This window comes from Pseudoteredinibacter isoporae (assembly GCF_011602085.1).
GTDB lineage: Bacteria > Pseudomonadota > Gammaproteobacteria > Pseudomonadales > Cellvibrionaceae > Pseudoteredinibacter > Pseudoteredinibacter isoporae.
In genome coordinates, this window is sequence record NZ_JAAONY010000001.1 from 1,509,842 (window position 1) to 1,528,097 (window position 18,256).

General features: G+C 50.6%; 13 protein-coding genes. 6 read left to right on the forward strand and 7 right to left on the reverse strand.

What is annotated here, in order from left to right; translation table 11 throughout:
• Positions 1 to 42 precede the first annotated feature (42 nt).
• From G8768_RS06650 to G8768_RS06680, 7 genes are all read right to left on the reverse strand, one after another.
• The gene (locus tag G8768_RS06650; protein ID WP_166849572.1) at positions 43 to 951 is read right to left on the reverse strand and encodes a hydroxymethylglutaryl-CoA lyase; all 909 of its coding nucleotides are present in this window, start codon (positions 949 to 951) and stop codon (positions 43 to 45) included.
• Between the two features lie 80 nt (positions 952 to 1,031).
• Entirely contained in the window at positions 1,032 to 3,041 is a 2,010-nt protein-coding gene (locus tag G8768_RS06655; RefSeq protein WP_166849570.1) for an acetyl/propionyl/methylcrotonyl-CoA carboxylase subunit alpha, read from the reverse strand.
• Between the two features lie 14 nt (positions 3,042 to 3,055).
• On the reverse strand, positions 3,056 to 3,853 hold the full coding sequence (locus G8768_RS06660; RefSeq protein WP_166849568.1) for an enoyl-CoA hydratase/isomerase family protein: 798 nt from the start codon (positions 3,851 to 3,853) through the stop codon (positions 3,056 to 3,058).
• 9 nt (positions 3,854 to 3,862) lie between these two features.
• A complete protein-coding gene (locus tag G8768_RS06665) occupies positions 3,863 to 5,470 on the reverse strand; it encodes a carboxyl transferase domain-containing protein (protein WP_166849566.1) in 1,608 nt (535 codons plus the stop codon).
• A 25-nt stretch (positions 5,471 to 5,495) separates the two neighbouring features.
• A complete protein-coding gene (locus tag G8768_RS06670) occupies positions 5,496 to 6,371 on the reverse strand; it encodes an SDR family oxidoreductase (protein ID WP_166849564.1) in 876 nt (291 codons plus the stop codon).
• A gap of 221 nt (positions 6,372 to 6,592) precedes the next feature.
• A complete protein-coding gene (locus tag G8768_RS06675; RefSeq protein ID WP_166849562.1) occupies positions 6,593 to 7,762 on the reverse strand; it encodes an isovaleryl-CoA dehydrogenase in 1,170 nt (389 codons plus the stop codon).
• Between the two features lie 28 nt (positions 7,763 to 7,790).
• Positions 7,791 to 8,183, reverse strand: coding sequence for a MerR family transcriptional regulator (locus G8768_RS06680; RefSeq protein ID WP_166849560.1), 393 nt, complete (start codon positions 8,181 to 8,183; stop codon positions 7,791 to 7,793).
• Positions 8,184 to 8,495: 312 nt separating this feature from the next.
• Here G8768_RS06680 and G8768_RS06685 point away from each other — a divergent pair, with 312 nt between their 5' ends.
• The 6 genes from G8768_RS06685 to G8768_RS06710 all read left to right on the forward strand — a co-directional run bounded on the left by G8768_RS06685 (position 8,496) and on the right by G8768_RS06710 (position 18,042).
• Positions 8,496 to 9,515 (forward strand): AraC family transcriptional regulator, encoded by a 1,020-nt coding sequence (locus tag G8768_RS06685; RefSeq protein WP_166849558.1) that lies wholly within the window; start codon positions 8,496 to 8,498, stop codon positions 9,513 to 9,515.
• Positions 9,516 to 9,705: 190 nt separating this feature from the next.
• Positions 9,706 to 11,055: a pyridoxal phosphate-dependent decarboxylase family protein gene (locus G8768_RS06690; RefSeq protein ID WP_166849555.1), complete on the forward strand. Its 1,350-nt coding sequence runs from the start codon at positions 9,706 to 9,708 to the stop codon at positions 11,053 to 11,055.
• A gap of 87 nt (positions 11,056 to 11,142) precedes the next feature.
• Positions 11,143 to 13,617, forward strand: coding sequence for a TonB-dependent receptor plug domain-containing protein (locus tag G8768_RS06695; protein WP_166849552.1), 2,475 nt, complete (start codon positions 11,143 to 11,145; stop codon positions 13,615 to 13,617).
• Between the two features lie 60 nt (positions 13,618 to 13,677).
• A complete protein-coding gene (locus G8768_RS06700) occupies positions 13,678 to 15,363 on the forward strand; it encodes an arylsulfatase (protein WP_166849550.1) in 1,686 nt (561 codons plus the stop codon).
• Positions 15,360 to 16,586 (forward strand): aromatic amino acid transport family protein, encoded by a 1,227-nt coding sequence (locus tag G8768_RS06705; RefSeq protein ID WP_166849547.1) that lies wholly within the window; start codon positions 15,360 to 15,362, stop codon positions 16,584 to 16,586. The genes G8768_RS06700 and G8768_RS06705 overlap by 4 nt, the downstream gene beginning before the upstream one ends.
• Positions 16,587 to 16,701: 115 nt before the next feature.
• Complete coding sequence (locus G8768_RS06710; RefSeq protein WP_166849544.1) at positions 16,702 to 18,042, forward strand: aminotransferase class III-fold pyridoxal phosphate-dependent enzyme; 1,341 nt, start codon at positions 16,702 to 16,704, stop codon at positions 18,040 to 18,042.
• The last annotated feature ends 214 nt before the right edge of the window (positions 18,043 to 18,256 follow it).

Here is an 18,256-nt window from a genome sequence, read left to right on the forward strand (position 1 = left end):
AAACGAAAAAGGCGTATGAAATATGTCATACGCCATATGGCGCTAGCCTTCACATTTGGCTAAAAGTGCTTTGGCGGTTTTGGAGCCATTATCACGATCAATGGCTTTACAGATAAAATCTCCGGCCTGAATGAGTTTGTCGAGATTGACACCAGTGTCGATGCCCAGGCCATTCAGCATGTACACCACGTCTTCCGAAGCAACATTTCCACTTGCACCTTTAGCGTAAGGGCAGCCACCAAGTCCGGCTACTGAGCTGTCGACAACAGCAATGCCCAGTTCCAGCGAGGCATAGATGTTGGCCAAAGCCTGACCATAGGTATCGTGCAGGTGCACTGCCAATTTTTCAGCCGGGATTTTCTTCAGTACAGCGTTCAGCATGGTTTTCACGCTGGCGGGTGTACCGACACCAATGGTGTCGCCCAGCGAAACTTCATAACAGCCGGCTTCAATCAGTTTCTCTGCAATCTCTGCCACTTTTTCCGGATCGATGTCGCCTTCGTAAGGGCAACCGACCACGCAACTGACATAACCGCGTACTTTTAAGCCGTCTCTTTTCGCGGCTTCTATGATCGGCGCAAAGCGCTCCATGCTTTCAGCAATACTGCAGTTGGTATTTTTCTGGCTGAAAGCTTCACTGGCGGCAGCAAAGATGGCAACTTCGTCAGCGCCTGAAGCCAGTGCGCGCTCATAGCCTTTCATATTGGGCGTCAGTGCGGCGTATTCAACACCGGTTTTTTTCTGAATGCCTTCAAATACCGCTTCGCTGCCAGCCATTTGCGGTACCCATTTCGGGTTTACAAAGCTGCCAGATTCAATATAACAATGACCTGCTTCGGATAATTTATGAATCAATTCAATTTTGGTGTCAGCGCTGATGGGGGTGGCTTCATTTTGCAAGCCATCCCTTGGACCAACTTCCACAATGCGCACTTTTTTGGGCATGCTCATAATTTACATCTCACATCACGATTGTTTAGCCGACCTTAACGCGCTGTGGTTTCTTCGCGATAAGGTCGGGCAGCGGTGAATTATTCTTCGGCGGCGAAATCCAGCAGAAGAGCACCGCCATCTACCAACTCACCAGGTTGAAAGAAGAAGCTGTTTACGACGCCATCGGCAGGTGCACGAATAGTGTGTTCCATCTTCATGGCTTCCATAACCAGCAGGGCATCATCTTTCTTCACGTTGTCGCCTACGGCCACTAAGTGAGTAACCATGGTACCGTTCATTGGTGCCGTTAAGCCACCTTCGCCGGCAGTATCCAGATCTTCACCGGTATCGGGCTTGGCCACTTTAAAACTGACCGCACCTTTGCTGGTGTAAAGACTGAAACCACCATCGTGGGCTGCAACGGTGGCGCTCAGGCGGTGACCATTCAAATCGGCACGCAGGTGATTGCCTTCCAGGCGACCTTGAGCACTGATCACATCGCCTCCCATATCGATAAGATAGGTGGTCTGACCATGACGCTGTTGCACCTCTACATCCACGGCACATTCCTGCTCATGGTGTAGCAGATTAACGGTTTGAATGTGAGGCTCGTTCAAGCGCCAGTTGCTGCTGCTGTGCCAGGGTGAAGTGCGATCGCCACAAGCTGTGGCTCGGGCATCGGCTTCTTCTGCCTGTTGCAATAGAACAAACAGTGCGGCCAGTGGCAGCTCGTTAGTCAGGGCATTTTCATCGTCGTGGAAAATATCACCGTGATGCTTTTCGATGAAACCAGTATCCAGGTCCGCTTCCTTGAACGCTGGAGCATTGGCAAGGTTATACAAAAAATCCAGATTGGTGGTTAAGCCACTGATGCGATATTCCTTCAGTGCCTTGCTCATGCGAGCCAGAGCTTTGTCCCGGTTTTCGTCCCAGACAATCAGCTTGGCAATCATCGGGTCGTAATACACGCTGACTTCGTCGCCCTGACGAACACCGGTATCTACGCGCACATTTTCACTTTCTTCCGGAGCCTGCAAAAATTCCAGCACACCGGTAGCGGGCAGAAATTCATTGTCTGGATCTTCGGCATAAACCCGCGCTTCGAACGCGTGGCCATTGATGCTGAGTTGATCCTGACTTAAGGGCAGTGGCTCACCAGAGGCGACACGCAGTTGCCATTCAACCAAATCTTGTCCGGTGATGTATTCGGTGACCGGATGCTCTACCTGAAGGCGAGTGTTCATTTCCATGAAGTAGAAAGAGCCGTCGGTATCCAACAGGAATTCTACGGTACCGGCGCCTTCATAGCTGATCGCCTGTGCAGCTTTTAATGCCGCTTCGCCCATTTTCTGGCGCAGTTCTTCGGTCATGCCTGGAGCCGGGGCTTCTTCAATCACTTTCTGGTGGCGACGTTGAACGGAACAGTCACGCTCGAACAGATACACACCTTTGCCGAAGGTGTCGCAAAACACTTGAATTTCAACATGACGTGGTTGAGTTAGGTATTTTTCCACCAACATGTGGTCGTCACCAAAGGCGTTCATAGACTCACGCTTGGCGGCTTCCAGGCCTTCATCAAATTCGTCTTCGCTCCATACCTGGCGCATGCCTTTACCACCACCGCCTGCGGCGGCTTTCAGCAATACGGGATAGCCCATATCATCGGCGGCTTTTTTGATGATGTCTCGGCTCTGATCTTCACCGTGGTAGCCCGGCACCAGAGGTACGCCGGCCTTTTCCATAATCTGCTTCGCGGCCGATTTTGAACCCATGGCTTCAATGGCGCCAATTGGCGGCCCAATAAATACAATATTATTGTCGGCGCATTTGCGACAGAAGTCGGCGTTTTCTGACAGGAAACCATAGCCGGGGTGAATCGCCTGAGCACCGGTTTTCAGCGCGGCTTCAATGACTTTATCACCCAGCAAATAGGATTCCCGTGATGGCGCTGCGCCGATATGAATCGCTTCATCGGCCATGGCCACATGCAGGGAGTGTGCATCGGCATCAGAATAGACGGCAACGGTGCGCACGCCCATTTGCTGTGCTGTTTTAATGACCCGGCAGGCAATCTCACCGCGGTTAGCAATTAAAATTTTGTTAAACATAATCATCTTCCCGCTTATTGGATCCAATTGGCTTGGCGTTTTTCCAGGAAGGCCGTTAATCCTTCCTGGCCTTCTTCTGATACACGAATGGCAGCAATACGTTCACTGGTATCGGCAATCAATTCACTTGTAATTTCTCGCTCGGCCACATCGGCGACGAGCTTTTTCGCCTGGGCAACGGCTTGTGGGCTATTGCCCAGTAAGGCGCTGACCAAAGCTTCCAGGGATTCATCCAGTTGCTCTTCGGCAACAACATCACTGACCAGTCCCAAGGATTTGGCTTCCTGGGCTTTAAAACGTTCGGCCGTTAAAAAATAACGGCGCGAAGCGCGTTGTCCCATGGCGGCGATAACGTAGGGGCTGATGGTTGCTGGAATCAAACCAATTTTCACTTCACTCAAACAAAAACTGGCGCGTTCGCTGGCGACGGCCATGTCGCAGCAAGCAACCAGGCCAACAGCGCCGCCAAAGGCAGCGCCCTGTACACGGGCAATCGTCGGTTTGCTCATAAAGTTCAGGCGGCGCAGCATTTCGGCGAGCGCATTGGCATCACTCAAATTTTCTTCATAGCTGTAGCTGGCCATGCGTTTCATCCAGCCGAGATTGGCGCCAGCTGAAAAGCTTTTCCCTTCGGCGGCAAGCACGACGATTCGCACGCGAGTGTCTTGATCGGCGTCGGCAAAAGCGTCACTCAGTTCGGCGATGACACTGTCGTCAAAGGCATTGTGAATATCCGGGCGACCGAGACTGATGGTGCGAACACCGCGCTCATCGGTACTGATCTTCAGGGTTTTTTCAACGTTGTTGCTCATGATTACCCCTTACATGCGGAAGATGCCGAACTTGCTATCGTCAATTTCACGATTCAAGCTGGCGGAAATGCTGAGACCCAGAACCATACGCGTATCTGCAGGATCAATCACACCGTCATCCCACAAGCGTGCAGAAGCGTAATACGGATGGCCCTGATGCTCGTAGCTGTCGATGATGGGTTGTTTAAATTCGGCTTCTTCTTCGTTGCTCCAGTTTTCGCCTTTGGCTTCATACTGATCGCGTTTTACAGTCGCTAATACACCAGCGGCCTGCTCGCCACCCATAACGGAAATACGGGCATTGGGCCACATAAACAAGAAGCGTGGATCATAGGCTCGACCACACATGCCGTAGTTACCCGCGCCGAAGGAACCACCAATCAATACGGTAAATTTAGGCACTTGCGCACAGGCAACGGCGGTCACCATTTTTGCGCCGTGCTTGGCGATGCCGCCGGCTTCATACTGTTGTCCGACCATAAAGCCGGTAATGTTTTGCAGGAAGACCAGCGGAATTTTACGCTGGGCGCAAAGCTCAACAAAGTGTGCGCCTTTTTGTGCTGATTCACCGAACAGGATGCCGTTGTTGGCGACAATGCCAACCGGGTAACCAAAGATACGTGCAAAACCACACACCAGAGTTGTGCCGTAGAGGGCTTTAAACTCATCGAATTCAGAACCGTCAACAATACGCGCAATCACTTCGCGTACATCGTAAGGTTTGCGCGAATCTTTTGGAATCACGCCGTAAATTTCCTTACTGTCGTAGGCGGGTTCTACGCTATCCTGAATGTCCATGTTTAATGGTTTTTTTCGATTCAGTCGTGCGACGGCCTGTCGAGCCAGTTGCAAGGCGTGATGATCGTTTTGGGCGTAATGATCCGCAACACCGGAAGTGCGACAATGCACGTCGGCGCCGCCCAGATCTTCGGCACTGACAATTTCACCTGTTGCCGCTTTTACCAGTGGCGGGCCGCCCAGGAAGATGGTGCCTTGTTCTTTTACGATAATGGATTCATCGGCCATCGCAGGTACATACGCACCGCCTGCGGTACAGGAACCCATAACCGCTGCAATTTGCGGAATATTTTTCGAGGACATATTGGCCTGATTAAAGAAGATGCGGCCAAAGTGTTCGCGATCAGGGAATACGTCGTCCTGGCGTGGCAGGTTGGCACCGCCGGAATCCACCAGGGAAATACAGGGCAGGTGGTTTTGCTCGGCGATAGTTTGCGCGCGCAGATGTTTTTTTACGGTCAGGGGATAATAGCTGCCGCCTTTTACGGTCGCGTCGTTGGCGATGATCATGCACTCTTGGCCGCTGACGCGTCCGATGCCGGTAATAATGCCTGCGGCGGGTACGTTGTCCTCATACACTTCGTGGCCGGCCAGTTGGGACAGTTCCAGAAAGGGTGAGCCCGGGTCGAGCAGGTTTTTAACGCGATCACGGGGCAGCAGTTTGCCTCGATTCACATGACGTTGCTGAGAGCGCTCTCCACCACCTTGTTTGATGGTGTCCAGTTTGCTGTGCAAGTCATCAACTTGTTGCTGCATATGCTCGGCGTTTTCTAGAAAATCAGCCGCGCGTGCATTTAGCTTGGATTGAATTTTAGCCATAGCGAATTCTCGCGTTCCTGTTGGTTTATTGTTTCAAAATTTCTGGGGTCTCACCTCGGTGAAAGCCCTCGAAAGCGGGGTTGTTCTTTTCGGCGACTTGTAAGTCATACAGTGGTGAACTCAAACACAGTGAGCTGCCGCCGTCGACGGGAATGGTTGCGCCGTTGATGTAGGCGGCTCCGTCGCTCAGCAAAAAGCAAACGGCAGCACTGACTTCTGATTCGGTGCCCATTCGTCCACTGGGTACGGATTTTCCGAATTTGGGAATTCGGGCAATCATGTCCGGGTCTTCGTAGCTGTCCATGCCGGATGAGGCAATGTACCCTGGGGCAACGCTGTTTACGCGTACGCCACTGGCGGCCCATTCGATGGCTTGGGTTTGGCTGAGGTTTTCCATGCCGGCGCGAGCTGCGCCGCTGTGGCCCATCAGTGGCATGCCGCCAAAGTAGTCGGCGGTGATATTGACGACGCTGCCGCCGTGTTCTTGCATGCTGTGTTTGAACACTTCCCGGGCAACGATAAATCCGCCGACGAGGTTGTTGCGCACGACGGCCAGGAAGCCGTTGGCGCTGATGTCTTTTAGTTCGGCGGGGAATTGGCCGCCGGCGTTGTTAACGAGGCCGTGAATGGGGCCGTGTTCTTTGACGAATTGTTGAATCAGTTCGCTGACGCCTGCTTCGTCACGGATGTCGACGCTGCCCCAATCCGCTTGGCCGCCATCTTCCTGAATTTCTTGTTGAACGTTTTTCAGTTTGTCTTCGCTGCGACCGAGCAGCAATACTTTGGCGCCAAGGGCTGCAAGTTCATGTGCAATGCAGCGTCCGATTCCGGAGCCACCGCCGGTCACTAATACGGTTTTTTCTTGAAAGCTGTTTGCGGCGAGTGAGGATTGATAGCTCATTGGCTTTCCTTTATTTCAGCGCTTTTTCTTTTGTGTTTTTAGATCTGTATATGAATCTGGTTCGGTATGCTACAGGCTGGGATCTTTAAAAAACGCGTAAATACATCCCTGTAGCTCCCCCACTGCTTCCCTGCAGTGAGGGTTTTTAAAGATCCCAGCCTGTAGCATCCCTAATGTGTGGTACAAAAAAATGAACGAATTCATACCCACATATAATGCTGTTACTTGGTTTCGTTAAACAGTTCGCGGCCGATCAGCATACGGCGAACTTCAGAAGTGCCCGCACCGATTTCGTACAGCTTGGCATCGCGCAGCAAGCGGCCTGTTGGGAATTCATTGATGTAGCCGTTTCCGCCCAACGTTTGGATTGCTTGCAGTGCCATTTGGGTGGCTTTTTCAGCAGTGTAGAGGATGACAGCAGCAGCATCTTTACGGGATTCTTCACCACGGTCGCAAGCTTTGGCAACGGCGTACAAGTAGGCGCGGCTGGCGTTCAAGTCGGCGTACATATCGGCAACTTTACCCTGCATCAATTGGAATTCACCGATGGACTGGCCGAACTGTTTGCGATCGTGAATGTAAGGCACAACAATGTCCATACAGGCCTGCATGATACCGATCGGTCCACCGGACAATACGGTGCGCTCGTAGTCGAGGCCGCTCATCAGCACAGCGGCGCCCTTGTTGAGCTGACCCAAAATGTTTTCTTCGGGTACTTCACAATCCTCAAATACCAATTCACAGGTGTTGGAACCGCGCATGCCCAGTTTGTCCAACTTTTGGTGGCGGGAGAAGCCTGGGAAATCACGCTCTACAATAAAGGCTGTGATGCCACGGCTGTGTGCTTCCATATCGGTTTTGGCGTAGATCACGTAGGTGTGGGCGTCAGGGCCGTTGGTGATCCACATTTTGTTGCCGTTCAATACGTATTTGTCGCCTTTCTTTTCGGTGCGCAGTTTCATGCTCACGACGTCGGAGCCGGCGTTTGGTTCGGACATTGCCAGGGCGCCAACGTGTTCACCGGAACACAGTTTCGGCAGGTACTTCAGTTTCTGCTCATGGGTGCCATTTTTACGAATCTGGTTTACGCAAAGGTTGGAGTGCGCGCCGTAAGACAAACCCACCGAGGCGCTGGCACGGGAGATTTCTTCCATGGCGATAACGTGAGCCAGGTAGCCCATATTTGTGCCGCCGTACTCTTCTTCGACGGTCATGCCCAGTAGGCCCATGTCGCCGAACTTGCGCCACATGTCCATGGGGAATTCGTTTTTCTCGTCGATTTCCTGGGCACGCGGGGCCAGTTCTGCCTGTACAAATTGGTACACGGCGTCGCGCAGCATGTCGACGTCCTGGCCGAGGTCAAAGTTCAGGGTAGGGTAGGAAACGTTCATTTTCGGGCTCCGTCAATTGGCAGAAAATTTAATCGGTTTTCAATTGTTCGAGGGCTTCGAGCGCTCGGTTCTCAGATTCTTGTAAGTCCAGCATCATGACTTCGATGTCGTGCAGCTGTTGTTGCAGGTAACTTTTTCGTTCGCGTATCTTGTCCAGTAAGGTCTGCAATTGGCCTTCATTGCTCTGGCCCGGGTTGTACATGCCGATGATGTCCCGGCTTTCATCCAAGGTTAGTCCAAGGCGTTTGCCACGCAAGATCAGTTTCAGTTTGGTGCGATCAGCTGGCGCGTAAATTCGGGTTTGTCCCCGTCGGGCTGGATTCAGCAGGCCTTTATCTTCATAAAAGCGGATGGCTCGGGTGGTGATATCGAACTCTTTGGCCAGTTCCGAGATGCTGTAGGTCTTATTCTTCTGTTCCATATACCCGCTGCGCCACTGTTTAGATATTCGCCACTATAAATAAAGTTTACGTTAACGTAAAGGTAAACTTTGCGGCCTGTTTGGTGGATTTAAGAAATGCCTAAATCAGTGGGATGTATCAGTGAGTAAGGGCTAACGTCACTGTGGCCTGGTACTTTACTACTTGAAGTTAATCTGCTTAACATGTTAAATATAAAGTGCGATTTTTGAGCAGTTCTAGAACTTGTTCAATGGATCGGGTATAAGTCAGGTTATAGCCCATGTGTAAAGAGAGGCGACAACGAGCCCTGTTGTGTAAGTTTTAGAATGCCGATGATGAACTCAATTCAGCCAAGTGCCGATAGCCAGCCGCTCGACGCCACTCTGTTATCCAACTGGGTGGAGTTGTTGTATCGCTGTATTGCCTATCGTGGTCTGGACGCTGATGAGTTGTTTCATCAGGCCGGGGTGGATGAATCCATGAGGGGAGCGGATCAGCGCATACAGGCCAGTAAGGTCAAGCATTTGTGGGAGCTGGCCGCGGAGCGCAGTGGCGATGATGCCTTTGGCCTGACGGCGGCTGAGGTGGCTTATCCGGTAATGTTTGATTCCCTGAGTGTGGCCATGAGTTCCAGTGCGACGTTGTTGGAAGCTCTACAGCGTTTTATTCGCCTGCGTCGCATTATTGATTCCCAGTGCGTAAATACCCTTGAAGAAGTTGAAGGTGGCTACAAGTTCGGTTGGTCCAATGCCGATGGCTGTGAGTCGCAAATTGGTGCGGAAGCTTTTGTGGCGGCGATGATTACGTTGTGTCGCTGGGGCAGTGGTCCGGCTTTTTCACCTGAATGGGTGTCGCTCTGCCATGAAGAAACAGAGTCTGCCCAACGCTATCGTCGCTTTTTTAATGCGCCGGTGGAATTTCAGGCCAATGAAAACGCCTTGTTGTTGTCAGAAGAGGCTTTGATGCGCCCTTTGATGACGGCCAATAAGGAGCTGGCTCTGAGCAGTGAGAAGCTCAGCCGCGAGCATCTTGCGCAAATCGAGAAAACCGGTGTAGTGAGTTTGGTGCATCACAAGCTGGTTGAGTTTTTGCCGCAACGTAATTTCACAGAAGAGATTCTGGCTGAAGAGATTGGCATGAGTTTGCGTTCCATGCAGAGGCGTTTGTTGGAAGAGGGCACTTCCTACGAAACGCTTTTACAGTCTGTTCGAAAGGAGGCGGCTTTGCAGTTGTTGCAGAAAGACGCGCTTTCGATTGCCGATATTGCCCAGCAGCTGGGTTTTTCAAGTGCCAGTAATTTTGGCCGTGCCTTTAAGCGTTGGACGGGACGCTCTCCGGCCAGTTTTCGCTAGAGTCTGACCTTTCTCTAATTTCCCCTTCGATGTCTTGATCTCCGAGTGGCTGCCTTTCTCTCGCGGTTTCTGTATTCCCAATTCTCCATTCCTAGCACCCCATCCAGTGGCAGAAAAAGAATAGTCCCTTGTCGTCCATTGAATATTCAATATTCGTAGACTGAAATCATCAAAATAGTGAGGTAATCCCATGGTGTTGGAAGTCAAAAGTCTTGGTTTATTGGAAGAATCCCTGGAGGTTCTGGAGCAATCCTTTCAAGGAATGCCAGCCTTTGAGGCAAAAGCTTTGGGTGATCGTGAGCGCGATATCCTCTTGCAGGTTGCCGAACGAATGCAAGACAACTATCCGTACCCTCACCCTCTTTATGCCGGGCAAATGTTGAAACCACCCCATCCGATTGCACGCCTGGCGTATATGTTGTCGATGTGGGTAAACCCGAATAACCACGCGTTGGATGGTGGTCGTGCAAGCTCGGCGTTGGAAAAAGAAGCCGTAGCTGAAATCGCAGAGATGTTTGGCTGGGATAAATTTCTGGGTCACTTAACCGGTGGCGGCACCATGGCCAATATGGAAGCGCTGTGGGTTTCCGGAAGACTGCACCCGGGCAAGCGCATACTGGCGTCCAGTATGGCTCACTATACCCACGGCCGTATCTCTGAAGTTTTGCAATTGCCCTTCACTGCGGTGGCGGCTGATGATCAGGCGCGTATGGATATGGCCGCTTTGGAAAACGAGTTGAAAAAAGGCGATGTCGGCACGGTCGTAGTGACCTTGGGAACTACGGGTGTGGGTTCTGTTGATCCGCTCCATAAAGTTTTGGAATTGAAAAAACTTTATGACTTTCGTGTGCACGTGGATTCTGCTTACGGTGGTTACTTTGGTTTGGTTGATAATCTCGATGACAATGCCGCGATAGCGTATAGCAAGCTGGATCAGGTGGATTCCATTGTGATTGATCCGCACAAGCACGGTCTGCAACCCTATGGCTGCGGTTGTATTTTGTTTAGCGATGCCAGTGTCGGTCGTTTTTACAAGCACGATTCGCCATACACTTACTTTAGCTCGGACGATATGCATCTGGGCGAAATTACGCTGGAATGTTCCCGTGCTGGTGCCTCAGCAGTTGCCCTGTGGGCAACTCAAAAGCTGTTGCCACTAAACCGAGGGGGTGAATTCGCAAATGGCCTGGCGGACGGTCGCAAGGCGGCTTTGGAATTGCACAAACAGTTGCAGGATGACCCAAAATACAAAACCACTTTTGAACCTGAGCTGGATATTTTGATCTGGGCGCCTGATGCCAAAACGACTCAGGAAATTTCTCAGAAATCCCAAGCGCTCTTTGATCTTGCTGAAAAAAATCATTTGCACCTGGCGTTGTTGGAGTTGCCGCTGAATCTGGCAAAAGCCTGCTGGGGAGACAGTGTTGAATATAACAGTGAAACCGTGAGCTGCCTGCGCTCAACGTTAATGAAGCCAGAGCATTTGGAATGGATTGCAGATATCAAGCGCATCATGGATGAGTCGCTGGCGGAAATCTAAAACGAGTTTCTTTTGAATTTGGACGCATACAAATCGAATGCGTACCAATTACGTTCATATAAATAATAACGAGAGTGAGAGTTAGTTATGTCAGTTAAAAAACCTTCACAACGTTTGTTTACTCAACAAACAATCCTGGCCGTAGCCATATCCAGCCTGAGTGGCCTGAGCGTTGCTCAAAGTGATGATCTTCAGGAGCTGGAACTTGAAGAAGTTATTACCGTTGGTACTCGTGTTGCCGGTCGTACGGCTACGGAAGCCAGTGTGCCGGTGGATGTCATTAACAGCGAAGCGTTGACTAAAAACGGTTTCACCGAGTTAGGCCAGGCTTTGCAAACTTCGGCGCCATCATTTAACTTTACCCGCACCCAGGTATCTGACGGTTCCGATTTGTTTCGTCCAGCGACGTTGCGAGGGCTGCAACCGGACCAGACTCTGGTATTGATCAATGGCAAGCGTCGTCATACGCAATCTATTTTTGGTAATCAGGGCACCGTTGGGGGTGGTTCGGCTGGCACGGATATGAACTCCATTCCCTTGACGGCTTTACAATCGGTGGAAGTGTTGCGTGATGGTGCGGCGGCACAATACGGTTCAGATGCCATTGCGGGTGTGATCAATTTAAAATTGAAAGAGACCGTTGATGAAACCACAGGTTTTGTGCAGTGGGGTTCAACCGCCGAAGGTGATGGCGATACTTTGACGGTTGGTTTGAATACCGGCTTTGAATTGGAAAACGATGGCTTTCTGAATCTGTCAGTTGAATATCGGGATTTTGATCGTACCAATCGCGCCGATAATCCACTGTGGCATCAGGGCGATGCCGAAGGTGAGTTCCAATCGTTTTTCTACAACTCCATGATCAATGTTGCCGGTGGAGAATTGTATTCGTTTGGCGGTGTTTCCAATCGAACAGCTTTGGGGTCCGGTTTTCGTCGGGCGGCCGCTTCGGCTGCGCAGAATGTACCTCAGGTTTACCCCAACGGTTTTACTCCGAACATTGACAATGAGGCGCAGGACGAGTCTTTTGCCATCGGATATCGCCGAGAATTACAGTCAGGCTGGCATCTTGATAGCTCCATTGTCTATGGTCAGAACGAATATGATTTTGCATCGGCCAACACCATTAACCCGTCAATTGCCGCTGAGTATCTCGCCAATAATCCCGACGCAAGCGATGCGGATATTGCAGCGAACGCTGGCCCTTCAGCGGGACATTCCGCCAGTTTCAAATTTGGCCAGACGACAGTAAATGTTGATTTGACCGGCGAAGTGGAGTGGGGCGATAGCCCACTGTATGTCGCCGTGGGTGCCGAGTTTCGCGACGAACGTTACAGTATTGGCCAGGGCATTCCGGCGTCCTATTCATGTGGCAGCAGCAATGGCAGCAGTTCTTTCCCATCGGTGATTGATCCGAATGTTTTCGCGTCTTGTGGCTTTCAGGCCTACCCTGGGGTAAGCCCGGATGCAGAAACCAGTACCAGCCGTGACAGCTATGCCCTGTATGTGGATCTGGAAAAAAATCTGTCGGATCGCTGGTTGATGAGCGCGGCCTTCCGCTTTGAAGACTACCAGCAAATTGGCAGCGAAAACGCGGGCAAGATTTCCAGCCGCTACGACATCAGTGACAGCTTTGCAATTCGTGGTGCGGTGGCGACAGGTTTCCGTGCTCCGTCCTTGCCGCAACGCGACTATCAGGCTTACGGCACCAATGTGAATAACGACGGTACGCTGGCGCGCGCCTTTATTGCTTCTGCTGGTAGCGCTCTGCCAAAAGCGTTGGGCGTTAACAATCTGAAAATCGAAACGTCGACCAGTGTCAGTTTGGGCTTTGTAGCAGAATGGGATGCCTTGACCTTAACCGTAGATGGTTATCGTATTCAAATTGATGACCGTATAGGTCTCGGTAGCAACATCGGCGCTTCTGAACTACAGGGGAACCAGGCGGCGCTGGATGCTCTGGCCGCTACTGGTGTTGCAGAGGCGCGTTTCTTCTCCAATGCGGTGAATACCACAACCGAAGGTGTCGACCTGGTTCTGTCTTACGATACGGATCTTTGGGAGGGCAATTTGGAAATTGCCTTGGCGGCGAATTACAACAAAACGGAAATTGACAGCTTTAATCTCCCTGCCGGTACGACTGAGCAGCAAGTATTCTCGAATGTGAGTCAGACCTTTTTGGAAAACGGTCAGCCGAGTGAGCGAGGCAGTTTAAGTTTGAATTGGAGTGACGATAAGTTTTCCAGCCTGTTGCGCATTAACTACTTTGGTGACACCGAGGTAGATCAGTTTGCCCAGAATCACATTCCGATTCCGAATACCTTGCCAACCAGTGTGGTTGAGTCGGCGGTTCTGGTGGATGTGGATTTCTCCTACGATGTTTCCGACAACCTGACTTTGTCAGTCGGTGGTAATAATATCTTCGATGAAACGCCGGATGAGCTGGCAAGTAACGAAGTTCTCGACATCATCAGTCGCGGTGCATTTCGTTACCCGCTCCGTGCAGTGCCTTATGGCTTCAATGGTGCAAGCTACTACGTAAAAGCGTCTTTCCGTTTTTAAGGCTTTAGCTCGCCGTCGGGCGGTCACAGCGACAGGGATGTCGCTTATCAGGAGTTCGCTATGTTTTCGTTTCGCTTTTCTTTTTGTTCATATCTGAAAAGGGCCTTTGCTGCGTTATTGTCTTTGTGTCTGGCGAGCCAAGCGTTGGCCAATGACAAGCGCCCTAACATTATTGTGATTATTGCCGATGATCTGGGCTATGGGGATCTTGGTGCCTACGGCAGTGAAATTCACACACCGAACATTGATGCCCTGGCACAACAAGGTACGATGTTCAGTAACTTCCACGTGCAGGCAAGCTGTTCTCCAACCCGCTCTATGTTACTGAGTGGCGTAGACAATCATCTGAATGGTATGGGCACTATGGCGGAAGATCGCATGGCCCATCATGAAAATCTGCCGGGCTATGTCGGTCATTTGAATCACGATGTAGTCACCATTGCCAAACGTTTGAAATCTGTGGGCTATAGCACCCATTTGTCAGGGAAGTGGCATTTGGGTAAAGCGGAAAACCTTCGACCACATGCCCGTGGGTTCACTCACAGCTTTGCCATGTTGGATGGTGTCGGTAGTCACTACGATCAGACCGGTGTCAACAGTAATGTGCCGGTCGCAACGTACACTCGTGACGGAGAGATAATCGCGCGGCCTCCAGGTTATTCCAGTGATTTGTTTACCAATGAGCTGATTGAACAGTTGAAGAAAACGGATAGGAAACAACCGTTCTTCGCCTATCTGGCTTTTAACGCTCCGCATTGGCCATTACAGGCGCCACAAAAAAACATCGATAAATATCAAGGTGTTTATGAGCAGGGTTGGGATGAAATTCGCCAACAGCGCTTTGAGGCGATGAAGCGCAAAGGTTTGCTGCCGGTTGATGAGCGATTTCGTCCGCGTTTGGATGAAGTTCCTGAGTGGAAGTCTCTCAGCAAACAGGAAAAAGCACTCGAAGCCAAGCGCATGCAAGTTTATGCGGGCATGATCGATCGCCTGGATGAAGCCGTGGGCAACTTGATCCAATATCTCGAATCAACAGGGGAGTTGGATAACAGTTATGTTTTCTTTATGTCTGACAATGGCCCAGATCCTTACGACCGCAGTGAGAGACCTGCCTACAAAAGTTGGTTGAAGTATTTTAATAATCAACAGGACAATATGGGACAGGCCGATTCGTATTTATTCCAGGGTGCCGCTTGGGCCCAAGTAAGTTCGGCCAACTTGAATGCTTACAAATTCCTGCCCACCGAAGGTGGCACCCGTGCTCCTCTGGTCATGCGACCTCCAAAAGGCGGTAAGGGCGATATAAAACCCGCATTCTTTTCTCTTCTGGATATGGCTCCCAGTTTTTGGGAAATGGCGGGACAGTCTGTTGACAAGCAGGGCTTTGACAAGAAATACAAAATGTCAGGTCGCTCGGCCTTGCCTTACTTTCAAGGGACGGAGAACTCGGTTTATCAACAGTCGGATGTACTCAGCTTTGAACTGTTCGGGCATGCTTCGGTGTATATGGGGCCTTGGAAAGCCCTGAGCATGCGAGCCCCTTGGGGAGATGGCAGTTGGCAGCTGTTTAATTTGACCGCTGATCCGAGTGAGCAGCATAACCTGGTCAAGGCGGAGCCGGCCATTCTTAAAAAGATGCTAAGTGCTTATGGGCAATACCGGAAAGATAATCGAGTAGTCGATGAGCCTGAGGGCGTTACTGCGTATCCTGTCAAACCGGTCTACCGTTCCGGAGTCGCTCAATGAGCAGTGCTGCGACAGAAGTCTCTCCACCAATCCCATTGATGAACCTACTGCCAGGAGTTGTGCTGGTCAGTGGAACCGCCATTGGTGCCGGCATGTTATCCATGCCGATTGTGTCCTCAGGAACCTGGTTTTATTGGTCTTTGTTGGCGATGTTGATTTGTTGCTTTGGCATGCTCCAGTGTTCTCTGCTGATTTTGAAAATGGGAGAGAACTATAGGCCCGGAGCCAGCTTTGATACCTATGTGAAGGATGGTCTGGGTCCGTGGTGGAATCGCCTCAGTAATTTTCTGATCGCGTTTATTTTCTATATTCTGCTTTATGCCTATATCAGTGGTGGCGCTTCTATTCTTGAGGCGAGCCTGAAGCAGCATTTTTCGCTGGGCATCTCGACCCTCTGGGCAAGTATTATTTTTGCCATCGCTCTATCGTCGATTGTTTGGGTGAGTGGCCTGTTTACCAGCCGGGCTCTGACCATATTGATGGTGTCTATGGGCATGGCGTTTGCGCTGTCCATGTCGGGTCTGCTATCGGATATCAAAATGGAATACCTGCAGCCCTCCAGCGACAACGCGTACCTCTATTTTATTCCGGTCCTGCCGTATTTTTTAACCTCGTTTGGTTTCCACTGTTCGGTTCCCAGCCTGGTGAAGATTTATGAGGGCGAGCGCGAAACCGTAAGAAAAGCCCTGTATCTGGGGGCTGCGCTAATCTTTGCTTTGTATCTTCTTTGGCTGGTGGCGGTATTCGGAAACGTTGAGCAGCTTCGATTTCTGAACTTTCTGGACCAGGGTGGCAACGTAGGTACGTTGCCGGAGTTAATTGTGGGGTCGGAGCAAGGTGTTAAGCAATTGGCTCTGAGTGTGTTTACCAGCTTTGCTCTGGTGACATCGTTTCTCGGCGTAGGCTTGGGTTTGTTCGACTTCTTTGCAGACCGGTTCCAGTTTCAGGATAACCCCAAGGGTCGAACAAAAACCGTATTGGTGACGTTCCTTCCTCCTGCCGTAGGCGCGACTCTTCTGCCAAATGGTTTTGTGTATGCCATTGGTTATGCAGGGATGGCGTTGGCTTTATCGGCATTGTGCATTCCGGCAATCTGGATTTTGAAAAATGTTCGCGAGAAAAAATATCGCGTAAGCGCCAGTTTGGTGTTGTTGATTGGTATTTCGATCTTTTTTATTGAATTGGGCAATATCCTGAAGGTGTTGCCAGCGGTTGGAAGTTGATGCTCTTCCTTAAAGACCCAGCCTTAGGGCGCCTCTGACTAAGGAATTAGGGTCTGGTCCCTCCACCCTCTTTTTACAAAGAGGGTGTTTTTTTAATTCGTTGCAAGGTAAAACTATGAGCACCTATTCGGAAAATTTTTGGCACCCCATGCTGCACCCCAATGAGATCAAGCAGCGTGAGGCGATTCATATCGTCCGTGGCGATGGTGTCTATATTTATGATGATAAAGAAAAACAGCTTCTCGATGCTGTGGCGGGATTATGGTGTGTGAACGTTGGTCATGGTCATCCTCAAATGAAGGCGGCGATTACCCAACAGTTGGATGAGCTTGAGTACTTTCAGTTGTTTGATGGTATCTCTCACCCTCGTGCGACTGAGATGGCCGATAAGCTGATCGCCATGTCTGCCCAGGAAAACATGAAAAAGGCCTTCTTTACCTCGGGTGGAAGTGATTCGGTTGAAACCGCGCTAAAGCTGGCCCGCCAATATCACATTCTGAGGGGGGAAGCGGACCGCAAAAAGTTCATTTCTCTGAAGAATGCCTATCACGGTGTTCACTTTGGTGGTGCCTCAGTAAATGGTTTAAATGTTTTTCGCCGTAACTATGAGCCGATGCTCAGTGGCACCTTTCACGTAGATGCACCATGGACATATAGGAACCCCTGGAATTGTGAGGATCCGGATCAATTGGCCGAGTTTTGTATTCAGCAGCTGATTTCTGAAATTGAACATCAAATGCCTGACACAATCGCCGCGTTTATTGCCGAGCCGGTTATGGGAGCGGGTGGTGTGATTGTGCCGCCGGAAAAATACTGGCCGCGTCTACGTGAAGTTTGTGATCATTACGGCATTTTACTGATTGCCGATGAAGTGGTTACCGGTTTTGGTCGTTCCGGCTCCATGTTTGGTTCTCGGGGCTGGGGTGTGGCGCCGGATATTATGTGTCTGGCCAAGGGTATTTCTTCAGGTTATGTTCCTCTTGGTGCGGTCTTGGTCAATCAAAAAGTAGAACAAGCATGGGAATCCAATAATGACTTTAATGGTGTGATCATGACCGGCTACACCTATTCCGGGCACCCGCTTGCCTGTGCGGCAGGCCTTGCGGCGTTGGATATCGTTGAAACTCAAAACCTGCCTGAAAATGCCAAACAACAAGGCGCTTATCTCCTGGAAAATTTAAAAGAGCAGCTGTCTGCTTTTTCAAGTGTTGGAGAAGTACGCGGCAAGGGCTTGATGATCGCTATTGATCTGGTTGTCGATAAACAGACGCGTGAACCGGTAGACCCCATGTCAGGCTTTGCCAACGAGCTGGCAGCAGTGGCAAGGCGTGAAGGTGTTCTGGTTCGCCCGGTAGGCACCAAGCTGATTCTGTCACCACCGCTGGTATTTGAACAGCAACATTGTGACGAGTTGATTAGGGCTTTGGTAGTGGCCTTCCGTGAGATAGACAAATAAGTTTTCTGCTGCTCGGGTGCTGGTTTCGTGATCAGCGCTCGGGCCTTTCTTTTCTTTCGATTTGACGTCTTGTCTTCTCCTTGCCTTTCTCGCCTTTGTTCTCCCAAAGACCACTGTGTATTTATAGAGCACCATTCACCAGAGGAATTTGTTAAGTTATTGTACTGAGTGTAACTTGATGCGAATTTTGAAGGCTCGCCTTGGTTGAGATGGA